Origin of the sequence: Sulfitobacter sp. 1A13353, from assembly GCF_043557255.1 — a bacterium.
Lineage (GTDB): Bacteria > Pseudomonadota > Alphaproteobacteria > Rhodobacterales > Rhodobacteraceae > Sulfitobacter > Sulfitobacter faviae.
On sequence record NZ_JBIFFS010000003.1, the window covers coordinates 104672 to 121374 of the forward strand.

Below are 16703 nucleotides of genomic sequence, written 5' to 3' on the forward strand. Positions count from 1 at the left end.
CATGTCACTTCTCGAACTGGACAACATCGTTGTCGAATTCCCCACCCGGCGCGGCCCGCTGGAGGCCGTCAAGGGGCTGAGCCTCGACCTCGACGAAGGCGAGATCCTTGGGCTGGTGGGTGAATCCGGCGCTGGCAAGTCGATCACGGGGGCCGCGATCACCGGGTTGATCGAACCGCCCGGCCTGATCCGCTCGGGCGAGGTGCGGCTGCGCGGCGCGCGGATCGACAATCTGCCCGCCGACAAGATGCGCCGCATTCGCGGTAAGGAGATCGGCGCGATCTTTCAAGACCCGCTGACCAGCCTGAACCCGGTCTATACCGTGGGCGAGCAACTTGTCGACACGATGCGCGTGCATCTCGGCCTCGACCAGAAGACCGCCCGCCAGCGGGCCATTGACTGGCTGGCCGAAGTCGGCATCCCGGCCCCCGAGGCGCGGCTTGACCAATATCCGCACCAGTTCTCGGGCGGGATGCGGCAGCGGGTGGTGATCGCGCTGGCGCTCTGCGCCGAGCCCAAGCTGATCATCGCGGATGAGCCGACCACGGCGCTCGACGTCAGCGTGCAGGCGCAGATCCTTTCCCTGCTGAAGCGGCTCTGCCGCGAGAACGGCACGGCGGTGGTGCTGGTGACCCACGACATGGGCGTGATCGCCGAGACGGCGGACCGCGTCGCGGTGATGTATGCCGGGCGGCTGGTCGAGATCGGCGATGTGAAACAGGTCATCGAAGAGCCGCTGCACCCCTATACCCGCGGCCTCATGGCCTCTATCCCGCAGATCGGCATTCGCGACCGGCGCCTCACGCAGATCGAAGGCGCCATGCCCGGGTTGCGCAACCCCGCGCCCGGCTGCGCCTTTGCACCGCGCTGCCCCCGGGCGATGGACCACTGCCACAGCATCCGCCCCGCGCCGCAGGACGCCGGCACCGGCCAAGTCGCCTGTCACCTTTACGGAGAGACGTCATGACCCCGCAGATCACCCCCGACGACATCCTCAGCGTGCAGAACATCTCGAAACGCTTCGACGTGTCCGAACCCTTCCTCAACCGGCTGCTGGAACGCCGCCCGCGCCGTATCCTGACGGCGGTGAACGACATCAGCTTTGAGGTGCCGCGCGGCAAGACCTTTGCCGTGGTGGGCGAGTCGGGCTGCGGCAAATCCACCGTGGCGCGGCTGTTGATGGGATTGCACAGCCCGAGCGGCGGCACGATCCGCTTTGAGGGGGACGACATCACCCATATGCCTCCCGGCAAACCCGCCGCCCTGCGCCGTCGAATGCAGATGATCTTTCAAGATCCCTATGCCTCGCTCAACCCGCGCTGGCGGGTGCGCGACATCATCGGCGAGCCGCTTAAGAACTTCGGCATCTGCAAGACCCGGGCCGAGGTCACCCGCGAGGTCGAGAAACTGCTGAGCCAGGTCGGTCTGAACCCCGCCGATGCCAAGAAATTCCCGCATGAGTTCTCCGGCGGCCAACGCCAGCGCCTGTCCATCGCGCGGGCGCTTACGACACGCCCCGAACTGCTGATCTGCGACGAGCCGACCTCGGCGTTGGATGTGAGTGTGCAAAGCCAGATCCTCAACCTGATGAAGGACCTGCAAGACGAGTTCAACATGAGCTACATCTTCATCAGCCACGATCTCGCGGTCGTCTGGTACATGGCGGATGTGCTGGCGGTGATGTATCTGGGCAAGATCGTAGAGGTCGGCCCGAAAGAGGAGATCTTCGGCAACCCGCAGCATCCCTACACGCGCCTGCTGATGGAGACGGTGCCCAAGCTGACCGTGGGCGGCGCCGAACGCGCGCCCGTGGCAGGGGAGGTGCCGAACCCGATCTCGCCGCCGCCCGGTTGCGCCTTTCACCCGCGTTGCCCGATGGCGAATGATACCTGCCGGAGCGTGGCCCCCGCGCTCAACCTGCGCGAGGGCGGGCAGAAGTCGGCTTGTCACGCGGCGGACGAGGGGCGGCTGAAGCCGTGGCTTCGTTTGGCGGCGGAGTAGGGGGGATGGAGTTCGATTTCACCACCCTGCCAGAACGCGACCGCTACCGGCTGCTGTCGAGCTTCGTGGCGCCGCGCCCCATCGCGCTGGTCACCACGTTGAGCGCCGATGGTGTGCCCAATGCCGCGCCGATGAGCTTTTTCAACGTCTTCTCGCAGGAGCCGCCGATCGTGATTCTCGGCATCCAGTGCCGTCCCGATGGCAGCATCAAAGACACGGTCACCAACATCGACCGGCGTCAGAGCTTCTGCGTCAATATGGTCGACATGGCGCTGGCCGAGGCGATGATTACCTGCGGGATCAGCTATGAGCCGGACGTGGATGAGATCGCGACCGCCGGGCTGACCATGACCCCCGCCAGCCAGATCGACGGTGGCTGGATCGCGGAAAGCCCCTGCGCAATGGAATGCGTGGTCGAAGAGACCATCCGCTATGCCCGGCGCGAGATCATTCTGGGCCGTGTCGTGCAGATGCATGTGCGCGACAACTGCCTTGACGAGGCGGGCCGCTATGTCCGGCCCGAAAATTATCAGCCCATCGCGCGGCTGCATGCCGACAATTACATCACCTCCGACCGGCAGTTCGAACTCAAGGTTCCCGAGACGCCGCCGGTTGGCGTGACACAGAAAGCCAATTGATGAAAATTCACCTGATCAATCCAAACTCGACCGCGGGCATGACCGAGGCCATCGCCCGCACCGCCCGCGCCCAAGCCGGGCCGGGGGTCGAGGTTGTTGCCGCCACCGCGCGGGCGACACCGCCCAGCATCGAAGGCTATGCCGATGAGGCGCGCGCCGTGCCCGCCATGCTCGACGCCATTCTTGAGGCCGAAGCGGCAGGGGCTGCGGCCCATGTGATCGCCTGTTTCGATGATCCCGGTCTTGATGCTGCCCGGGCCGTGGCCAAGGGGCCGGTGATTGGTCTGTGCGAAGCCGCGCTCATTGCAGCCGGGCGGATCGCCAAACGCTTTTCGGTCGTCACCACCTTGCCCCGGGCCGTGCCGATCATCGAAGACCTTGGCGACCGTTACGGCTGTGGCCGTGCGCTTTGCGCCGTACATGCCGCCGACATCCCGGTGCTCGACCTCGAATATGCGCCGGTGCAGACCCTGCCGCTGATCGCCCGCAAGATCCGCCAGACGGTCGAGGAAGACCGGGCCGAGGCCGTGGTGCTGGGCTGCGCGGGCATGAGCGCGCATTTGGAGCAATTGGGCCGCGACGCGGGCGTGCCGGTGATCGACGGTGTGGGCTTTGCCATCCGCATGGCCGCTGGCCTTGCCGCGACCGGGCTGGTGACCGCCAAGACCGGCGCCTATGCCCTCCCGCGGGTCAAGCAAGTCGCCGCACCGCAAGCGCGTGTCGCCCCTCTGACACGATAGACAGGACAAGACATGACCAAGCCTTTGCTGCTCAAGAACCTCCGCCTCATGGGGGCGGATGCCGCCGATGTGCTAATCGAAGGCGGGCGCATCGCGCAGATCGCGCCTAAGATCACGCCGACCGGGGAGGTCTCCGTTGAGGATTGCGGCGGCGCGCTGGCGCTGCCGGGCCTCGTCGATGCGCATGCACATCTCGACAAGACGCTCTGGGGCATGCCCTGGCATCCGCATCAGCAGGGCAAAAGCCTGCAACAGATGATCGACACCGAGCGCAAGCTGCGTCACGAGTTGGACATGGACGCAGAGCGGCAATCGGCACGGCAGGTGGCGCTGGCGCTATCCAAGGGCACCACGGCGATCCGCAGCCATGTCGATATCGACACCGAACATGGGTTGAGCCTGCACCGGGGCGTGGCCGCCACCCGGGCGCGCTATGCGGATGTCATGCAGATCGAGACGGTCGCCTTTCCGCAATCGGGCCTGATGATCCGCCCCGGCACGCTGGAATTGATGGACGAAGCCCTGCGCGAGGGCGCCGATATCGTCGGCGGGCTCGACCCCTGCGGCATTGACCGTGACCCCAAGGGGCAGCTCGACGCGGTCTTCGGGCTGGCAGAGAGACACGGCAAGCCGATCGACATTCATCTGCATGAGCCGGGGGAGATGGGGGCGTTTAGCCTTGAGATGATCCTCGATCGGACCGAGGCGCTGGCGATGCAGGGCAGGGTGACGGTCAGCCACGCCTTCTGCCTCGGCATGGGGGATCAGGCGCGGGTGGCGGGGCTGCTCGACCGGATCGCGGCGCTGGAGGTCTCGCTGGCCACCACTGCCCCCGCTGCGCGCCCGGTGCCCTCGGTCGCCGCCTGCCGCGAGCGCGGCATCGCGATCTGCGCGGGCAACGACGGCATCCGCGACACTTGGACCCCATACGGCAACGCCTGCATGTTAGAGCGTGCCATGCTCGTCGGCCTGCGCAACAATTTTCGCGCGGATGTTGAGGTTGGCTGGGCGCTCGACACCTGCACCACCGAAGGCGCGAAGGTGATGGGGCTTGAGGGCTACGGCCTCGCCGAAGGCTGCCGCGCGGATCTGGTGTTGGTCGATGTCGAGGCGGTCTCGGAGGCCATCACCCTACGCCCGCCGCGCCGCTTGGTCCTGTCGGGCGGCCAGATCGTGGCCCGCAATGGCGAGACGGAGGCGACATGGCAGAGCGCTTGAAACGCAGCGCCCTGACCGCCGCTTGGGTCGTGGGGCATGAGGACGGGCAACACTGCCTCTACCGCAATGGCACCGTGGTCGTGGAAGGCGAAAAGGTGCTGCACGTCGGCCATGACTTCGCGGGCGACGTGGCCGAGACAATCGACTTTGGCGAGGCGCTGATCGGGCCGGGGTTCATCGACCTCGACGCGCTGGCCGATCTCGACACCACTGTACTTGGCTATGACAACCATCCGCCTGAGTTAAAGGGCCGGGTTTGGCCCGAGAGTTACATGGCCGCTGGCCCGCGTGAGATGTACACGCCCGAGGAACTGGCCTTTCAGAAACGCTATGCCTTCACTCGGCTGATCCGCAACGGCATCACCACGGCGCTGCCCATTGCCTCGCTCTTCTACCGCGCTTGGGGCGAGACGACAGAGGAATTCGATGCCGCAGCAGAGGCGGCGGCGGACCTCGGGCTGCGGGTCTACCTTGGCCCCGCCTATCGCAGCGGCAATCTGGTGGTGAATGAAGATCGGCAAATCGGTTTTCACTATGATGAACCGCGCGGCTTTGCGGGGCTGGCCGAGGCCGAAGCCTTTATCGCGCGGCACGAAAACACCCACGGCGGGCTGATCCGCACCATGCTGGCCCCCGACCGGATCGAGACTTGCACCCCCGAGCTTCTGCGCCGCAGCGGTGCGGCTGCCCGCGCCCTCGGCGTGCCGATCCGCCTGCATTGCTGCCAGTCGCGGCTGGAATATGATCTGGTGCTGCAACAGCATGGCAAAAGCCCGTTGGAACTGCTGCGCGATACCGGTTTTTTTGCTCCGTCCACAATCCTGCCGCATGGGCTGTTCCTGTCGGGCCTCAACGGCATCACCCATGCCGCGCCCGATCTCGAAATCCTGAGGGCCTCCGGTGCCGCCCTTGCCCATTGCCCGCTGGTGATGGCCCGGAGTGGCAAGATCATGCAGTCCTTCGCACGGTTTCGCGACCTTGGCGTCCCCATCGGTATGGGCACCGACACGCATCCCGCCGATATGATCCAGAACATGGCCCTGGGTGTGATGACCGCCCGTATCGCGGAGGGTGATCCGACCACCGTCCGCGCCGCCGATTTCTACGATGCCGCCACCCTCGGCGGCGCAGCGGCCCTGAACCGTCCGGATCTGGGCCGGCTGGCCCCGGGAGCCGCTGCCGACCTGAACGTCATCCGGCTGGACAGCCCCGACATCGGGCAGCGCATCGACCCCATTCAGACGATCCTGCTTAACGGCTCAGGCCGCGACGTATCGGATGTGATGATCGCGGGGCGGTTCGTCATGCGCGATGGTGTCATCCCCGGCGTCGACGACATGGCCTATCACGCCAAAGCGCAGGCGCAGTTCGACCGGATGGTCGCGCAATATCCTGACAGGACGTTGTTCCATCCCCCGGTGGAGGAAATTTTCACGGGCAGCTACGGGGTCAAAGGCCCATAGCCGCTGTGGACGAAGCCTGCGACCGCCTGAGTTACCGCTAGCCGTTGGCCCGCCTCACAGTAGATGCGGGCCATCGGCGTCACGCTTTGAGGCTACTTCACGCCCCCCACAACCGCGTGCAAACCGGGGCAATCTCACCTTCGATCGCGGCCATCGCGTCAACGATCAGGTCCTCGCGCCAGCGGCGGCCTGCGATTTGCACGCCGATGGGCTGCGGGCCTTGGGGCAGTTCCGCGATATGCGTGGGGATGTTGCCCGCGGGCAGGCCGGTGAAGTTCATGACGAAGGACCAAAGCCCCTTCCCCAAGACTTCGCGCACGCCCTCCGGGCCTTCGGTGTCGCGCCCGGCGGTGAAGAAGGGGGCGAACATGAAGGGGGTCAGCACGAGGGGGTAGTCCTCAAGAAACAGCGACCATTCGCGCGCGTAATGGGTGCGTTTGGCCAGCATGGCAAGCTGTTCGGTGCCTTTGAAGGGCGGGTATTCGGCGTAGTAATCCTCAAAAATCGCCTTCAGATCGTCGGAGCCGTGGGTTCGGATGTCCTCGCCCATCAGCGCTTCGACTTCGCCCATCAGGGCGCGATAGCCGTTTTTGCCGGCTTCATAGGCAAGGGGCGGTTCCACCTCTTCGACGGCGTAGCCTGCGTTGGACAGGGCAGAGGCGGCTTTGTCGAGTGCGGTGGCCACATCCGGATGCAGGCCAAAGCCGAAATCATCGCGGGTGAAGGCCACGCGGATCGGGCCTTCGATCGGCGCGCCGCGCCAGGGCAGAGGCACATGGAAGGGGTCGCGCGCATCTGCGGCGATCAGGCTTGGCATCGATAGATGCAGGTCAGCCGCCTTGCGCACGATCAGCCCCTGCACCGACATGGATTGCGCCAAGAGACCGCGCTCGGCCTTTTGGCTGGGGTTGTAGGCGGGCACCCGGCCTAGGCCCGGCTTGACCGTCACCGCGCCATTGGCCGAGGCGGGGAAACGCAAGGAGCCGCCGATGTCGTTGCCATGAGCCAGCGCGCCGATCCCGGCCATGACAGCCGCGCCCGCGCCGCCGGAGGAGCCGCCTGCCGACAGATGCCGCCCCCAAGGGTTGTAGGTGCGCCCATAAAGCGGGTTGTCGGTATCGGCGCGAAAGGAAAACTCCGGCGTGTTGGTGCGCCCGATGACGATGGCACCCGCCTGTTTGAGGTTGCGCACCACCGGCGCATCCTCGGGCGCGATGATGTCTTTGAAGGCGGGGACGCCGTTGCTTGTGGCATGGCCCTTTTGGTCGACGTTGATCTTGATCGTGACCGGAACACCATGCAGCGGCCCTTTGGGCGCGTCGCTTTTGTCGAGGGCGGCAGCCTTGGCGCGGGCCTCATCGGCGAGGGTCTCGACCACCGCGTTCAAAGCCGGATTGACCTCCTCCATGCGGGCAATCGCCGCCTCGGTCGCTTCAACCGCCGAGAGTTTTCCTGCGCGGGTCGCGCTTGCGATTTCCTGCGCGTCCCATTGCCAAAGCGGTTTACTGTCGGTCATTCCGGTTCCTTTCGTTCAGTCGTTTTCAAAGCGGCATCCGCACCCTGATGGCGCGAACTTCGGAGAAAGAATTTAGCAACGCAAGTAAATTCGCGGCGAAATGCGTTGTCGGCGGTGCGGCTGGCTACATTCGAGGCTTTCAGCGATCACCCGGCCATGATGGCGCTGGCGGCCTCTATGGCGAGGGGGGCAGCCTTGGCGACAAATTCCTCCGGCGTGTATTCCGAAAGGGAGCCTGCGAGATGTATCGCGCTGAGCGGCGCGCCGTTCCGGTCGGTGATGGCGACGCCCACCGCGACCTCGCCCAAGGCATATTCATCACAGACCACGGCAAAGCGGTTTTCGCGGGCGATGCTAAGCTCGGCTATGATCGCTTCGGGGTCGGTCTTGGTGCTGGCGGTGAAGGGGTGCAAGGGCGCGCGGGTGAGGATTTCGCGCGCCGCGTCATCGGGAAGCTGCGCCAGCGCGGCACGCCCGCCAGCGGTGCAGAAGGTCGGCACGCTATGGCCCACGAGGGTGGCGAAAAAGGTCTCGCGTTTGCTTTGCATGCGCAGGGCATAGATCAGGCGCGTTTCGTCATAGAGGCTGAGATCGACCCGCTCGCGCAGGGATTTGCGCAGTTCCAGCAGGACTGGCGTGGCTTTCTGCACCACGGGGTCGAGCCGCAGCAGATCAAGCGTGTGATCCAACAGTCGGATGCCGGGCAGGTATCCGCGATCATCCCCGCTACGCCGTATATACCCGCTCTTCGTGAGCGTATGCACAAGCCGTTGGGCTGCGGATCGGTCGATGCCTGCGGTCTTGGCGATGTCGGAAAGGGTCATCGGCCCGGTCGCGTTGTGAAAGGCGCCCAGCACCTGCATTGCGCGATCTGCCGCCCGGACGAACAAACGGTCGTCCTCTGCCTGATTCTGCGCCGCCTGCGGGGCATCTTCACGGAAAAATCTACTCATAAATGTCCTGTAGTTGACGAATCGTTAAAGCGCCGCTTACGCTTGCTGTGCACTATAGCTGTATTGCAATGCGATACACAATGGGCGTGGCCCGCGGATGACGGGGCCGAGAAGGCGAAGGAGACGGGTTTGGAAAGTGGTTCTGGAATGCGCGTGGCTGTTGCGGGCTTTCTGCACGAGACGAACACATTCGCCCCCAATCCGGCGGATATGCAGGCTTTCCAACTGGGCGGTGGCTATGTCCCCATGGTGCGCGGCGCGGCGATGTTGCCCGCCTTCGAAGAGGTCAACCTCGGCATGGCGGGCGCGCTGCGGGTGGGCCAAGGGCAGGGCTGGGACATCGTGCCGATCCTCTGGGCGGGGGCGATCCCTTCGGCCCATGTCAGCCGCGACGCCTATGAGACGATTGCGGGTGAGATCATCGAAGGCATTCAGGACGCCGGGCCGCTCGACGGGGTCTTTCTGGACCTGCACGGCGCCATGGTGGCGGAGCATCTCGATGACGGGGAAGGGGAGCTTGTCCGCCGTCTGCGTGCGGTCGTGGGGCCGGAGGTGCCCATCGCCACGGCGCTGGATCTGCACGGCAATATCTCTGAAGATTTCGTTGCGAATGTCGATGTGCTTGTCGGATTTCGCACCTATCCGCATGTGGACATGGCCGATACCGGCGCTGCCGCGGCCCGCCAGCTCGACCGGATCATGACCACCGGCCAGCGCCCGGCCAAAGCCTTCCGCCAGATGTCATATCTGGTGCCGATCCCGTTTCAATCGACCGAAATGTCGCCGGGGCGTGAGCTTTATGAAGGGGTCGCCGCCTGTGAAGCCGCGGGGGCGCTCTCGGCCAGCCTGTTCATGGGCTTCCCGGCGACGGATATTCCCGATTGCGGCCCCGTGGCTGTGGCCTATGGCGAGACGCAGACCGCAGCAGACGCCGCCGCCGACAGGCTTGCCGCGGCCTATGAGGCGGCCGCGCCCGCCTTCTTGGAAAATGAGGCCTATGATCCCGACAGGGCGGTGGCCGAAGCGCTGTCGCGTGCCGCCGGGCCGGGGCGTGGGCCTGTGGTCATCGCCGACACCCAAGACAACCCCGGCGCGGGCGGCGTTTCGGCCACCACGGGCATGTTGCGCGCGCTCGTCAAGGCCGAGGCCCAGAACGCGGCCATCGGGTTGATCGTTGACCCCGCCGCCGCCGAGGCGGCGCATCAAGCCGGGGTCGGAGCCGAGGTTAACCTGCGCCTTGGCGGCCATGCCGACATCGCGGATGACGCGCCATTTGAAACGGCGGCGACCGTGCAGCATCTGTCTGACGGAACGCTGCGCGCGACCGGCCCCTATTACGGCGGCACGGCGCTGGACCTCGGCCCTTCGGCCTGTCTGCGCATCGGCGGGGTCCATGTCGTCGTGACCAGCCGCATCGCCCAGATGGCCGACCGCGAGATGTTCCGCTTTGTCGGCATCCAACCTGAAGAGATGGATCTTTTGGTGGTCAAAAGCTCCACCCATTTCCGGGCAGACTTTGCCCCCATCGCGCGCGACATCCTTGTCGCCTGTGCGCCGGGGCCGATGCCCCTCAATCCAGCCGATTTGCCCTTCACGCGCCTGCGCGCAGGACTTCGGCTGTCTCCGAATGGCCCCCGTTTCGGGGCCAAGGGTGCCCAAAGCGCACCACCCGACCAGGGCGGCAAGACCGCCTTGGCCCAATAAAAACCAAAAGATCACTCAACAAGGGAAAACCACATGATACCTCTACGATCGGCACTGAAACAGTCGCGCGGGCTTGCCGCCGCCTTTGCCGCGACCACGGCGCTTTTGGCACCCGGCTCTCTGGCGGCGCAGGATGGCGAAACGACCATCACCGCGGTCATGCACTCGGGCCTGCGGGTTCTCGATCCGGTCATCACCACCGCGCATATCACCCGCAACCACGGTTATATGGTCTATGACGTCCTGACTGCCGTGGACGAAAACTTTGAGCCGCAGCCCCAGATGGCCAGCTGGGAGGTCTCGGATGACGGGCTCGTCTATACTTTCACCCTGCGCGATGGGCTGATGTTCCATGACGGCGCGCCGGTGACTGGCGAAGATGTCGTGGCCTCGCTTAAGCGCTGGGGCAAGCGTGACGGCGGCGGGCAGTTGATCTTTGACGTGACCGAGAGCCTTGAGGCCAGCGACGAAAAGACCGTCGTCTGGACCCTGACCGAGCCTTTCGGCCCGCTTTTGTCGGTGATCTCCAAACAATCGGCCGTGCCGCCTTTCATCATGCCCAAGCGCGTGGCCGAAACTTCGGCGGATGAGACGATCACGGAATATATCGGCTCCGGCCCCTTCGTCTTTAACCAAGATGAATACGAACCCGGCGTGAACGTCACCTACGAGAAGTTCGACGACTACGTCCCGCGCGACGAGGAAGCCTCGTGGATGGCGGGTGGCAAGGTGGTCAATGTCGACCGTGTGGTCTGGACCACGATGCCCGACGCGCTGACCGCGATCAACGCGCTTTCGGCAGGCGAGATCGACTACCTAGAGCAGGTGCAAATTGACCTGCTGCCGATCCTCGACGCCAGCCCCGAGGTCACGGTCGAGACCCGCGATGACCTTGGCTATGTCACCATCGGTCGGCCCAACCACCTGCACCCGCCCTTTGACAACAAGCTCGTGCGTCAGGCGGCGATGGCGGCGCTGGACCAAGAATCCATGCTGCAAACGATGCAGGGCGACCCGGCCTATTACAATGTCTGCGGCGCGATCTTTGGCTGTTCGACCCCTCTGGGCGACGAAGCGGATGCTGAGATCGTGACCGGCGGCGCGGATCCGGAAAAGGCGAAGGCCTTGCTCGAAGAGGCGGGATATGACGGCACGCCCATCGTGCTGATGGCGCCAACGGATGTGATCAGCCTGATCAACCAGCCGGTGGTGGCGGCCCAAGCCCTGCGCGAGGCGGGTTTCGAAGTCGACATGCAGTCGATGGACTGGCAGTCGGTCGTGCAGCGCCGCGCCCAGCAAAGCCCGGTCTCTGAGGGCGGCTGGAACATGTTCTTCACCAACTGGATGGTGCCCGAGATTTCGGACCCGCTGACCAATGTGATGGTCAGTGGCCGTGGCGACGAGGCGTGGTTCGGCTGGCCCGATGACCCCAAGGTCGAAGAACTGCGCGCGAAGTTCATGAAGGCCGAAGGGCCCGAGGCGCAAAAGGAAGTGGCCGTCGAGATCCAGAAACACGTCATGGATAACGTCAACTACATCATGATGGGTGAATATCTGATCCCGCAGGCGCGTCGCAACACGATCCAGAACATGCTGCCATCGCCCGTGCCGGTGTTTTGGAACATAACCAAAGAGGCGGAGTAATCCAGCCTTTCGGAGGGCGCGGCCGCCGCGCTCTCCACCGTCATCTCTGCCCGCAGGCAGCGCCCCCGCTTCCGGGCCTGCCTTCTTTCCGCCGAAAGGGACCTTCCGGAAAATGCTCGTCTATATCCTGAAGCGCGTCTTGGCCACGATCCCGGTCATGCTGATCGTCGCCATCTTCGTCTTCCTCCTGCTGCGTCTCACCCCCGGTGATCCGGCAGCCATTCTCGCCGGCGATGCCGCCACCCCCGCACAGCTTGAACGGATTCGTGACCGTCTGGGTCTGAACGATCCGCTGCTGACACAGTTCTTCACATGGATTGGGCAATTGCTGCGCGGCGATCTGGGCGTATCGCTTTTGTCGAACACCTCAGTGGCGGGCATGTTGGGCGACCGGCTGGGGCCGACCATCAACATCGCGCTGATGACCATCACCATCTCTGTCCTGCTGGCTGTGCCGATGGGCGTGATCGCCGCATGGCGTCACCGCACATGGGTCGACTTTCTGGTGATGTCCTTCTCGGTGCTGGGCTTTTCGGTGCCGGTCTTCGTGATCGGCTATATCCTGATCCAAATCTTCGCCATCGAACTGCGTTGGGTGCCGGTGCAGGGCTACAAGGCGCCTTCGGAGGGCATCGGGCCGTTCTTCTCGCGCGCCATTCTGCCCTCGCTCACGCTGGCCACCATCTATGTGGCGCTCATCGCGCGGATGACGCGGGCCTCCATGCTCGAAGTGCTGGGCGAAGATTACATCCGCACCGCGCGGGCCAAGGGCGTGCGCGAGAATGTCGTGCTGTTTCGCCATGCGCTGCGCAATGCCGCCGTGCCGATCCTGACCATCATCGGCACCGGTTTCGCGCTGCTGATCTCGGGCGTGGTGGTGACGGAAAGCGTCTTTAACATCCCCGGCATCGGGCGGCTTACGGTCGATGCAATCCTCGCGCGCGACTACCCCGTCATTCAGGCGATGATCCTGCTGACGGCGGGCATCTACGTCTTCGTGAACCTCTTGGTTGACGTCTCCTATTCATTCTTCGACCCAAGGATCCGGTACTGACATGATCGAGCAACACCAATCCCGTCACAGCGCCTTTCAGGTGCTGACCGGACTGCTTTCCCTGCCTGCGGGCGCAAGGGTCGGTATCGGCCCGCTGCTGGCGGCGCTTATCCTCCTGGCCATCGTGCTGGCGTCGATCTTGGCACCGCTTTACGTGCCATATGACCCGCTGGCGATGAACTCTGCCGCGCGGCTCAAGCCGCCTTCCGAAGAGTATCTTTTGGGCACCGACCCCTATGGCCGCGACACGTTTTCGCGGGTGATGACCGGCGGGCGCGTGTCGCTGCTGATCGGGGTTGGGGCGGCCTTGGTCAGCGTCGCCATCGGCTTGGCCATCGGCCTTGTCGCCGGTTTCTTTCGGGTGGCGGATGGCATCATCATGCGGATCATGGACAGCCTGATGGCGATCCCCGCGATCCTGCTGGCGATTGCGCTGGTGGCGCTGAACGGGCCATCGCTCGGCTCGGTTATCATCGCAATCACGGTGCCGGAGGTGCCCCGCGTGGTGCGGCTGGTGCGCTCGGTCGTGCTGTCGGCACGGGAGGAACCCTATGTGGAGGCAGCCATCGCGCTCGGCTCGTCGATGCCCAAGATCCTGATCCAGCACCTGATGCCCAATACCATGGCGCCGCTTATCGTCCAAGGCACTTATATCTGCGCCTCGGCGATCCTGATCGAGGCGATCCTGAGCTTCCTCGGCGCGGGCGTCAGCACGGAGATCCCCACATGGGGCAATATCATGGCCGAGGGGCGGACTTATTTCCAGATCAAGCCGGGGCTGATCTTCTGGCCGGGGCTGCTGCTGTCGCTTTGCATCCTGTCGATCAACCTTTTGGGCGATACCGCGCGCGATCTGCTCGACCCGCGCATGAAGAAACGGGAGGGCTGAGAGATGCAGTTCAAGACCAAAGACTTCTCGGAGGCGCGTGAGGTGCTCAAAGTGCGCGATCTGCGCATCGGGTTGAGCGGGCGTCCACAGGCCAAACCGGTGATTGACGGCATCGACCTGACCATCCGCGCGGGCGAGACGCATTGCTTGGTGGGTGAATCTGGCTCAGGCAAATCCGTGACCTCGCTGGCGGCTATGGGGCTTCTGCCGAAATCGGCGCTGGAGGTGCAAAGCGGCAGCATCACGCTGGACGATTTCGAGATCACCAGCGCCAGCCACGCGCAAATGCGCCAGCTGCGCGCGCGGCGGATCGCGATGATCTTCCAAGAGCCGATGACCGCGCTGAACCCGGTGCTGCGGGTGGGCGAGCAGATCATGGAAGTGCTCAACATGCACAGCGATCTGAGCCAATCCGAGGCCAAGAAACGCACGCTCGACATGATGGATCAGGTGCATCTGCCGGATGTGAACCGCATCTTCAGCGCCTTCCCGCACCAGCTTTCCGGCGGGCAGCGCCAGCGCATCATGATCGCCATGGCGCTGATCCTCGACCCCGATCTGCTGATTGCGGATGAGCCGACGACGGCGCTCGATGTGACCACGCAGTTGCAGATCCTCAAGCTCATCGCCGAGATGCAAGAGCGCCACGGCACCGCCGTGCTCTTCATCACCCATGACATGGGCGTGGTGGCCGAGATCGCGGATACCGTGACGGTGATGCAGCAGGGCAAGATCGTCGAACGCGCGCCGATTGAAAAGCTGCTGACCAAGCCGGAGAAGGAATATACCCGCACCCTGCTGACCGCCGTGCCCAACCTCACCCCGCGCCCCGCAAGGGCGGCGGCATCGCAAAGCGAAGTGGTGCGTGTGGCCGGGCTCGACATGACCTATGGCGGCGGCGGTTTCCTGCGCCGCAGCGAGGGTGTGAAAGCCGCGCAGGATGTCAGCTTTACCATCAAACCGGGGCGGACGCTGGGCATCGTTGGGGAGTCCGGTTCGGGCAAATCCACCGTGGCGCGGGCCATCATGCGGCTGATCGACCCGACAGCGGGGAGCGTGAATGTCGCGGGGACCGAGATCGCCAAACTCTCGCGCCGTCAGCTGCGCGATCACCGCAAACATCTGCAAATCGTGTTCCAAGACCCTTACCGCTCGCTCAACCCGCGTTGGACCGTGGCGCGCAGCCTTTGCGAAGGGCCGATCAACTTCGGCACCCCGCGCGAAGAGGCGATGCGCCATGCCGCTGAGCTGATGGAGCTGGTGGACCTGCCGCGCGACGCACTCGACCGCTACCCTCATCAATTCTCAGGCGGGCAACGCCAGCGTATCGCCATCGCGCGGGCGGTGGCGATGAAGCCCGATCTGCTGGTCGCGGATGAGGCTGTCTCGGCCCTTGATGTGAGCGTGCAGGCGCAGGTGCTCGATCTTTTGGATGACATTCAAGAGAAGTTCGGCGTGGCCATGCTGTTCATCACCCATGACCTGCGCGTCGCCGCGCAGATTTGTGACGAGGTCTTGGTCATGCAGCGCGGGCAGGTCGTCGAATACGGCCCCGCGGGCGATGTGTTGGCCAACCCGCATCACGACTACACACGCAACCTGATCGAAGCGGCGCCGGGCCGCCATTGGGATTTTGCCAACTACCGCGCGCTCGGCAGCGCCACCATGACGACAGGAGCCACCGCATGACCGTCCTTCCCAAGATCGAAGCCTTCGCCGCCGATCTCACCGCCATCCGTCAAGACATCCACGCCCATCCCGAACTGGGGTTCGAAGAGGTCCGCACCGCGGGCATCGTGGCCGAAAAGCTCCGCGCCTACGGTGTGGATGAGGTGCACGAAGGGCTGGGTGGCACCGGGGTTGTCGGCATCATCAAGGGCGCGGGCGGTGGCAACCGCCGTGTCGGGCTGCGCGCAGATATGGACGCGCTGCCGATTGTGGAGGATTCCGGCGTGCCCTATGCCTCGACCAACCCCGGGCGGATGCATGCCTGCGGTCATGACGGCCACACCACCATGCTTTTGGGGGCTGCACGCTATCTGGCGGAGACGCGCGATTTCGACGGCACCGTGGTGCTGATCTTTCAACCTGCCGAGGAAGGTTTGGGCGGCGCGCGCCGGATGCTGGAAGAGGGGCTCTTCGAGAAATTCCCCTGCGACGAGATTTACGGCATGCACAACGATCCAAACTCCGAGCCGGGCGTGGTCAATGTCACCCCCGGTGCGGCCATGGCCGGGGCGGCCTTCTTTGACATCACCGTCAAAGGCACTGGCAGCCACGCCGCCATGCCGCATCAGTCGCGCGATCCCATCGTCATCGGCACGGCGCTGGTGCAGCAGTTGCAATCCGTCGTCAGCCGCAACACGCCGCCGACCAAGCCGATCGTGCTGTCGGTCACCAAATTCAACGCAGGCTCGGCCTATAACGTGGTGCCGGATGCGGCCAGTATTGCGGGCACAATCCGTTATTTCCATGAGGATGTGATCGAAATGGCCGAGGCCCGGATGCGCGAACTCTGCGCCGGTATGGCCAGCGCCTATGGGATCGAGATCGAAGTCGACATCCGTAACGTCTTTGACGTGTTGATGAACGACCCCGAACTGACCACCGCCTATGTCGAAGCGGCGGCCAGCGTGGTGGGGGGCGAGAATGCCCATGTCTCGACCGAACAGGCCAGCGGGTCCGAGGATTTCGCCGATATGCTGAAGGTGGTGCCGGGGGCCTATTGCCGCGTGGGCCATGCGGGCAGCGTGCCTTTGCACAACCCCGGCTTCGTGCTGGACGACGCCATTCTGCCTGTCGGTGCCTCGATCTATGCGCGGATTGTCGAGACGCGCCTGCCAAAGGTCGGCGGCTAGGCCCTTGCGCCATTCTTTTAATTTA

Annotated in this window: 14 protein-coding genes; 12 read left to right on the top strand and 2 right to left on the bottom strand. The window is 64.5% G+C overall.

What is annotated here, in order from left to right:
• Position 1 precedes the first annotated feature (1 nt).
• From ACGYLO_RS07845 to ACGYLO_RS07870, 6 genes are read left to right on the top strand one after another with little or no spacing between them, the layout of a single operon-like run.
• On the top strand, positions 2–967 hold the full coding sequence (locus ACGYLO_RS07845; RefSeq protein WP_271688996.1) for an ABC transporter ATP-binding protein: 966 nt from the start codon (positions 2–4) through the stop codon (positions 965–967).
• Entirely contained in the window at positions 964–2001 is a 1038-nt protein-coding gene (locus tag ACGYLO_RS07850; protein WP_271688997.1) for an ABC transporter ATP-binding protein, read from the top strand. The genes ACGYLO_RS07845 and ACGYLO_RS07850 overlap by 4 nt, the downstream gene beginning before the upstream one ends.
• Before the next feature lie 5 nt (positions 2002–2006).
• A complete protein-coding gene (locus ACGYLO_RS07855) occupies positions 2007–2639 on the top strand; it encodes a flavin reductase family protein (RefSeq protein WP_271688998.1) in 633 nt (210 codons plus the stop codon).
• Positions 2639–3379: an aspartate/glutamate racemase family protein gene (locus tag ACGYLO_RS07860; protein ID WP_209217105.1), complete on the top strand. Its 741-nt coding sequence runs from the start codon at positions 2639–2641 to the stop codon at positions 3377–3379. Before ACGYLO_RS07855 ends, ACGYLO_RS07860 begins: the two co-directional genes overlap by 1 nt.
• Before the next feature lie 12 nt (positions 3380–3391).
• Positions 3392–4597: an amidohydrolase family protein gene (locus ACGYLO_RS07865; RefSeq protein WP_271688999.1), complete on the top strand. Its 1206-nt coding sequence runs from the start codon at positions 3392–3394 to the stop codon at positions 4595–4597.
• Positions 4582–6060, top strand: a complete 1479-nt coding sequence (locus tag ACGYLO_RS07870) for a chlorohydrolase family protein (RefSeq protein WP_271689000.1) — start codon at positions 4582–4584, stop codon at positions 6058–6060. The genes ACGYLO_RS07865 and ACGYLO_RS07870 overlap by 16 nt, the downstream gene beginning before the upstream one ends.
• A gap of 97 nt (positions 6061–6157) precedes the next feature.
• Here the strand turns inward: ACGYLO_RS07870 and ACGYLO_RS07875 are convergent, their stop codons facing one another.
• Complete coding sequence (locus ACGYLO_RS07875) at positions 6158–7576, bottom strand: amidase family protein (RefSeq protein WP_271689001.1); 1419 nt, start codon at positions 7574–7576, stop codon at positions 6158–6160.
• A gap of 146 nt (positions 7577–7722) precedes the next feature.
• Positions 7723–8529, bottom strand: coding sequence for an IclR family transcriptional regulator (locus ACGYLO_RS07880; protein ID WP_271689002.1), 807 nt, complete (start codon positions 8527–8529; stop codon positions 7723–7725).
• 147 nt (positions 8530–8676) lie between these two features.
• Between ACGYLO_RS07880 and ACGYLO_RS07885 the strand changes: the two genes are divergently transcribed.
• The 6 genes from ACGYLO_RS07885 (at position 8677) to ACGYLO_RS07910 (ending at position 16678) form a co-directional block, all read left to right on the top strand.
• Positions 8677–10233, top strand: coding sequence for a M81 family metallopeptidase (locus ACGYLO_RS07885; protein ID WP_271689003.1), 1557 nt, complete (start codon positions 8677–8679; stop codon positions 10231–10233).
• 33 nt (positions 10234–10266) lie between these two features.
• Complete coding sequence (locus ACGYLO_RS07890; protein WP_271689005.1) at positions 10267–11877, top strand: ABC transporter substrate-binding protein; 1611 nt, start codon at positions 10267–10269, stop codon at positions 11875–11877.
• Positions 11878–11989: 112 nt separating this feature from the next.
• A complete protein-coding gene (locus ACGYLO_RS07895) occupies positions 11990–12931 on the top strand; it encodes an ABC transporter permease (protein ID WP_067266948.1) in 942 nt (313 codons plus the stop codon).
• A 1-nt stretch (position 12932) separates the two neighbouring features.
• Positions 12933–13820 carry an ABC transporter permease gene (locus ACGYLO_RS07900; protein ID WP_271689006.1) on the top strand — a complete coding sequence of 296 codons (888 nt, stop codon included), beginning with the start codon at positions 12933–12935 and terminating at the stop codon, positions 13818–13820.
• Between the two features lie 3 nt (positions 13821–13823).
• Entirely contained in the window at positions 13824–15509 is a 1686-nt protein-coding gene (locus ACGYLO_RS07905) for an ABC transporter ATP-binding protein (RefSeq protein WP_271689007.1), read from the top strand.
• A complete protein-coding gene (locus tag ACGYLO_RS07910) occupies positions 15506–16678 on the top strand; it encodes a M20 aminoacylase family protein (RefSeq protein ID WP_271689008.1) in 1173 nt (390 codons plus the stop codon). The genes ACGYLO_RS07905 and ACGYLO_RS07910 overlap by 4 nt, the downstream gene beginning before the upstream one ends.
• Positions 16679–16703: the final 25 nt, after the last annotated feature.

Excerpts from the sequence above, each read along its gene's own strand:
- ACGYLO_RS07850 (WP_271688997.1), top strand. The coding sequence starts at position 964 with ATGACCCCGCAGATCACCCCCGACGACATCCTCAGCGTGCAGAACATC.
- ACGYLO_RS07865 (WP_271688999.1), top strand. The coding sequence starts at position 3,392 with ATGACCAAGCCTTTGCTGCTCAAGAACCTCCGCCTCATGGGGGCGGAT.
- ACGYLO_RS07905 (WP_271689007.1), top strand. The coding sequence starts at position 13,824 with ATGCAGTTCAAGACCAAAGACTTCTCGGAGGCGCGTGAGGTGCTCAAA.
- ACGYLO_RS07845 (WP_271688996.1), top strand. The coding sequence starts at position 2 with ATGTCACTTCTCGAACTGGACAACATCGTTGTCGAATTCCCCACCCGG.
- ACGYLO_RS07855 (WP_271688998.1), top strand. The coding sequence starts at position 2,007 with ATGGAGTTCGATTTCACCACCCTGCCAGAACGCGACCGCTACCGGCTG.
- ACGYLO_RS07900 (WP_271689006.1), top strand. The coding sequence starts at position 12,933 with ATGATCGAGCAACACCAATCCCGTCACAGCGCCTTTCAGGTGCTGACC.
- ACGYLO_RS07880 (WP_271689002.1), bottom strand. The coding sequence starts at position 8,529 with ATGAGTAGATTTTTCCGTGAAGATGCCCCGCAGGCGGCGCAGAATCAG.
- ACGYLO_RS07895 (WP_067266948.1), top strand. The coding sequence starts at position 11,990 with ATGCTCGTCTATATCCTGAAGCGCGTCTTGGCCACGATCCCGGTCATG.
- ACGYLO_RS07910 (WP_271689008.1), top strand. The coding sequence starts at position 15,506 with ATGACCGTCCTTCCCAAGATCGAAGCCTTCGCCGCCGATCTCACCGCC.
- ACGYLO_RS07875 (WP_271689001.1), bottom strand. The coding sequence starts at position 7,576 with ATGACCGACAGTAAACCGCTTTGGCAATGGGACGCGCAGGAAATCGCA.
- ACGYLO_RS07860 (WP_209217105.1), top strand. The coding sequence starts at position 2,639 with ATGAAAATTCACCTGATCAATCCAAACTCGACCGCGGGCATGACCGAG.
- ACGYLO_RS07885 (WP_271689003.1), top strand. The coding sequence starts at position 8,677 with ATGCGCGTGGCTGTTGCGGGCTTTCTGCACGAGACGAACACATTCGCC.
- ACGYLO_RS07890 (WP_271689005.1), top strand. The coding sequence starts at position 10,267 with ATGATACCTCTACGATCGGCACTGAAACAGTCGCGCGGGCTTGCCGCC.
- ACGYLO_RS07870 (WP_271689000.1), top strand. The coding sequence starts at position 4,582 with ATGGCAGAGCGCTTGAAACGCAGCGCCCTGACCGCCGCTTGGGTCGTG.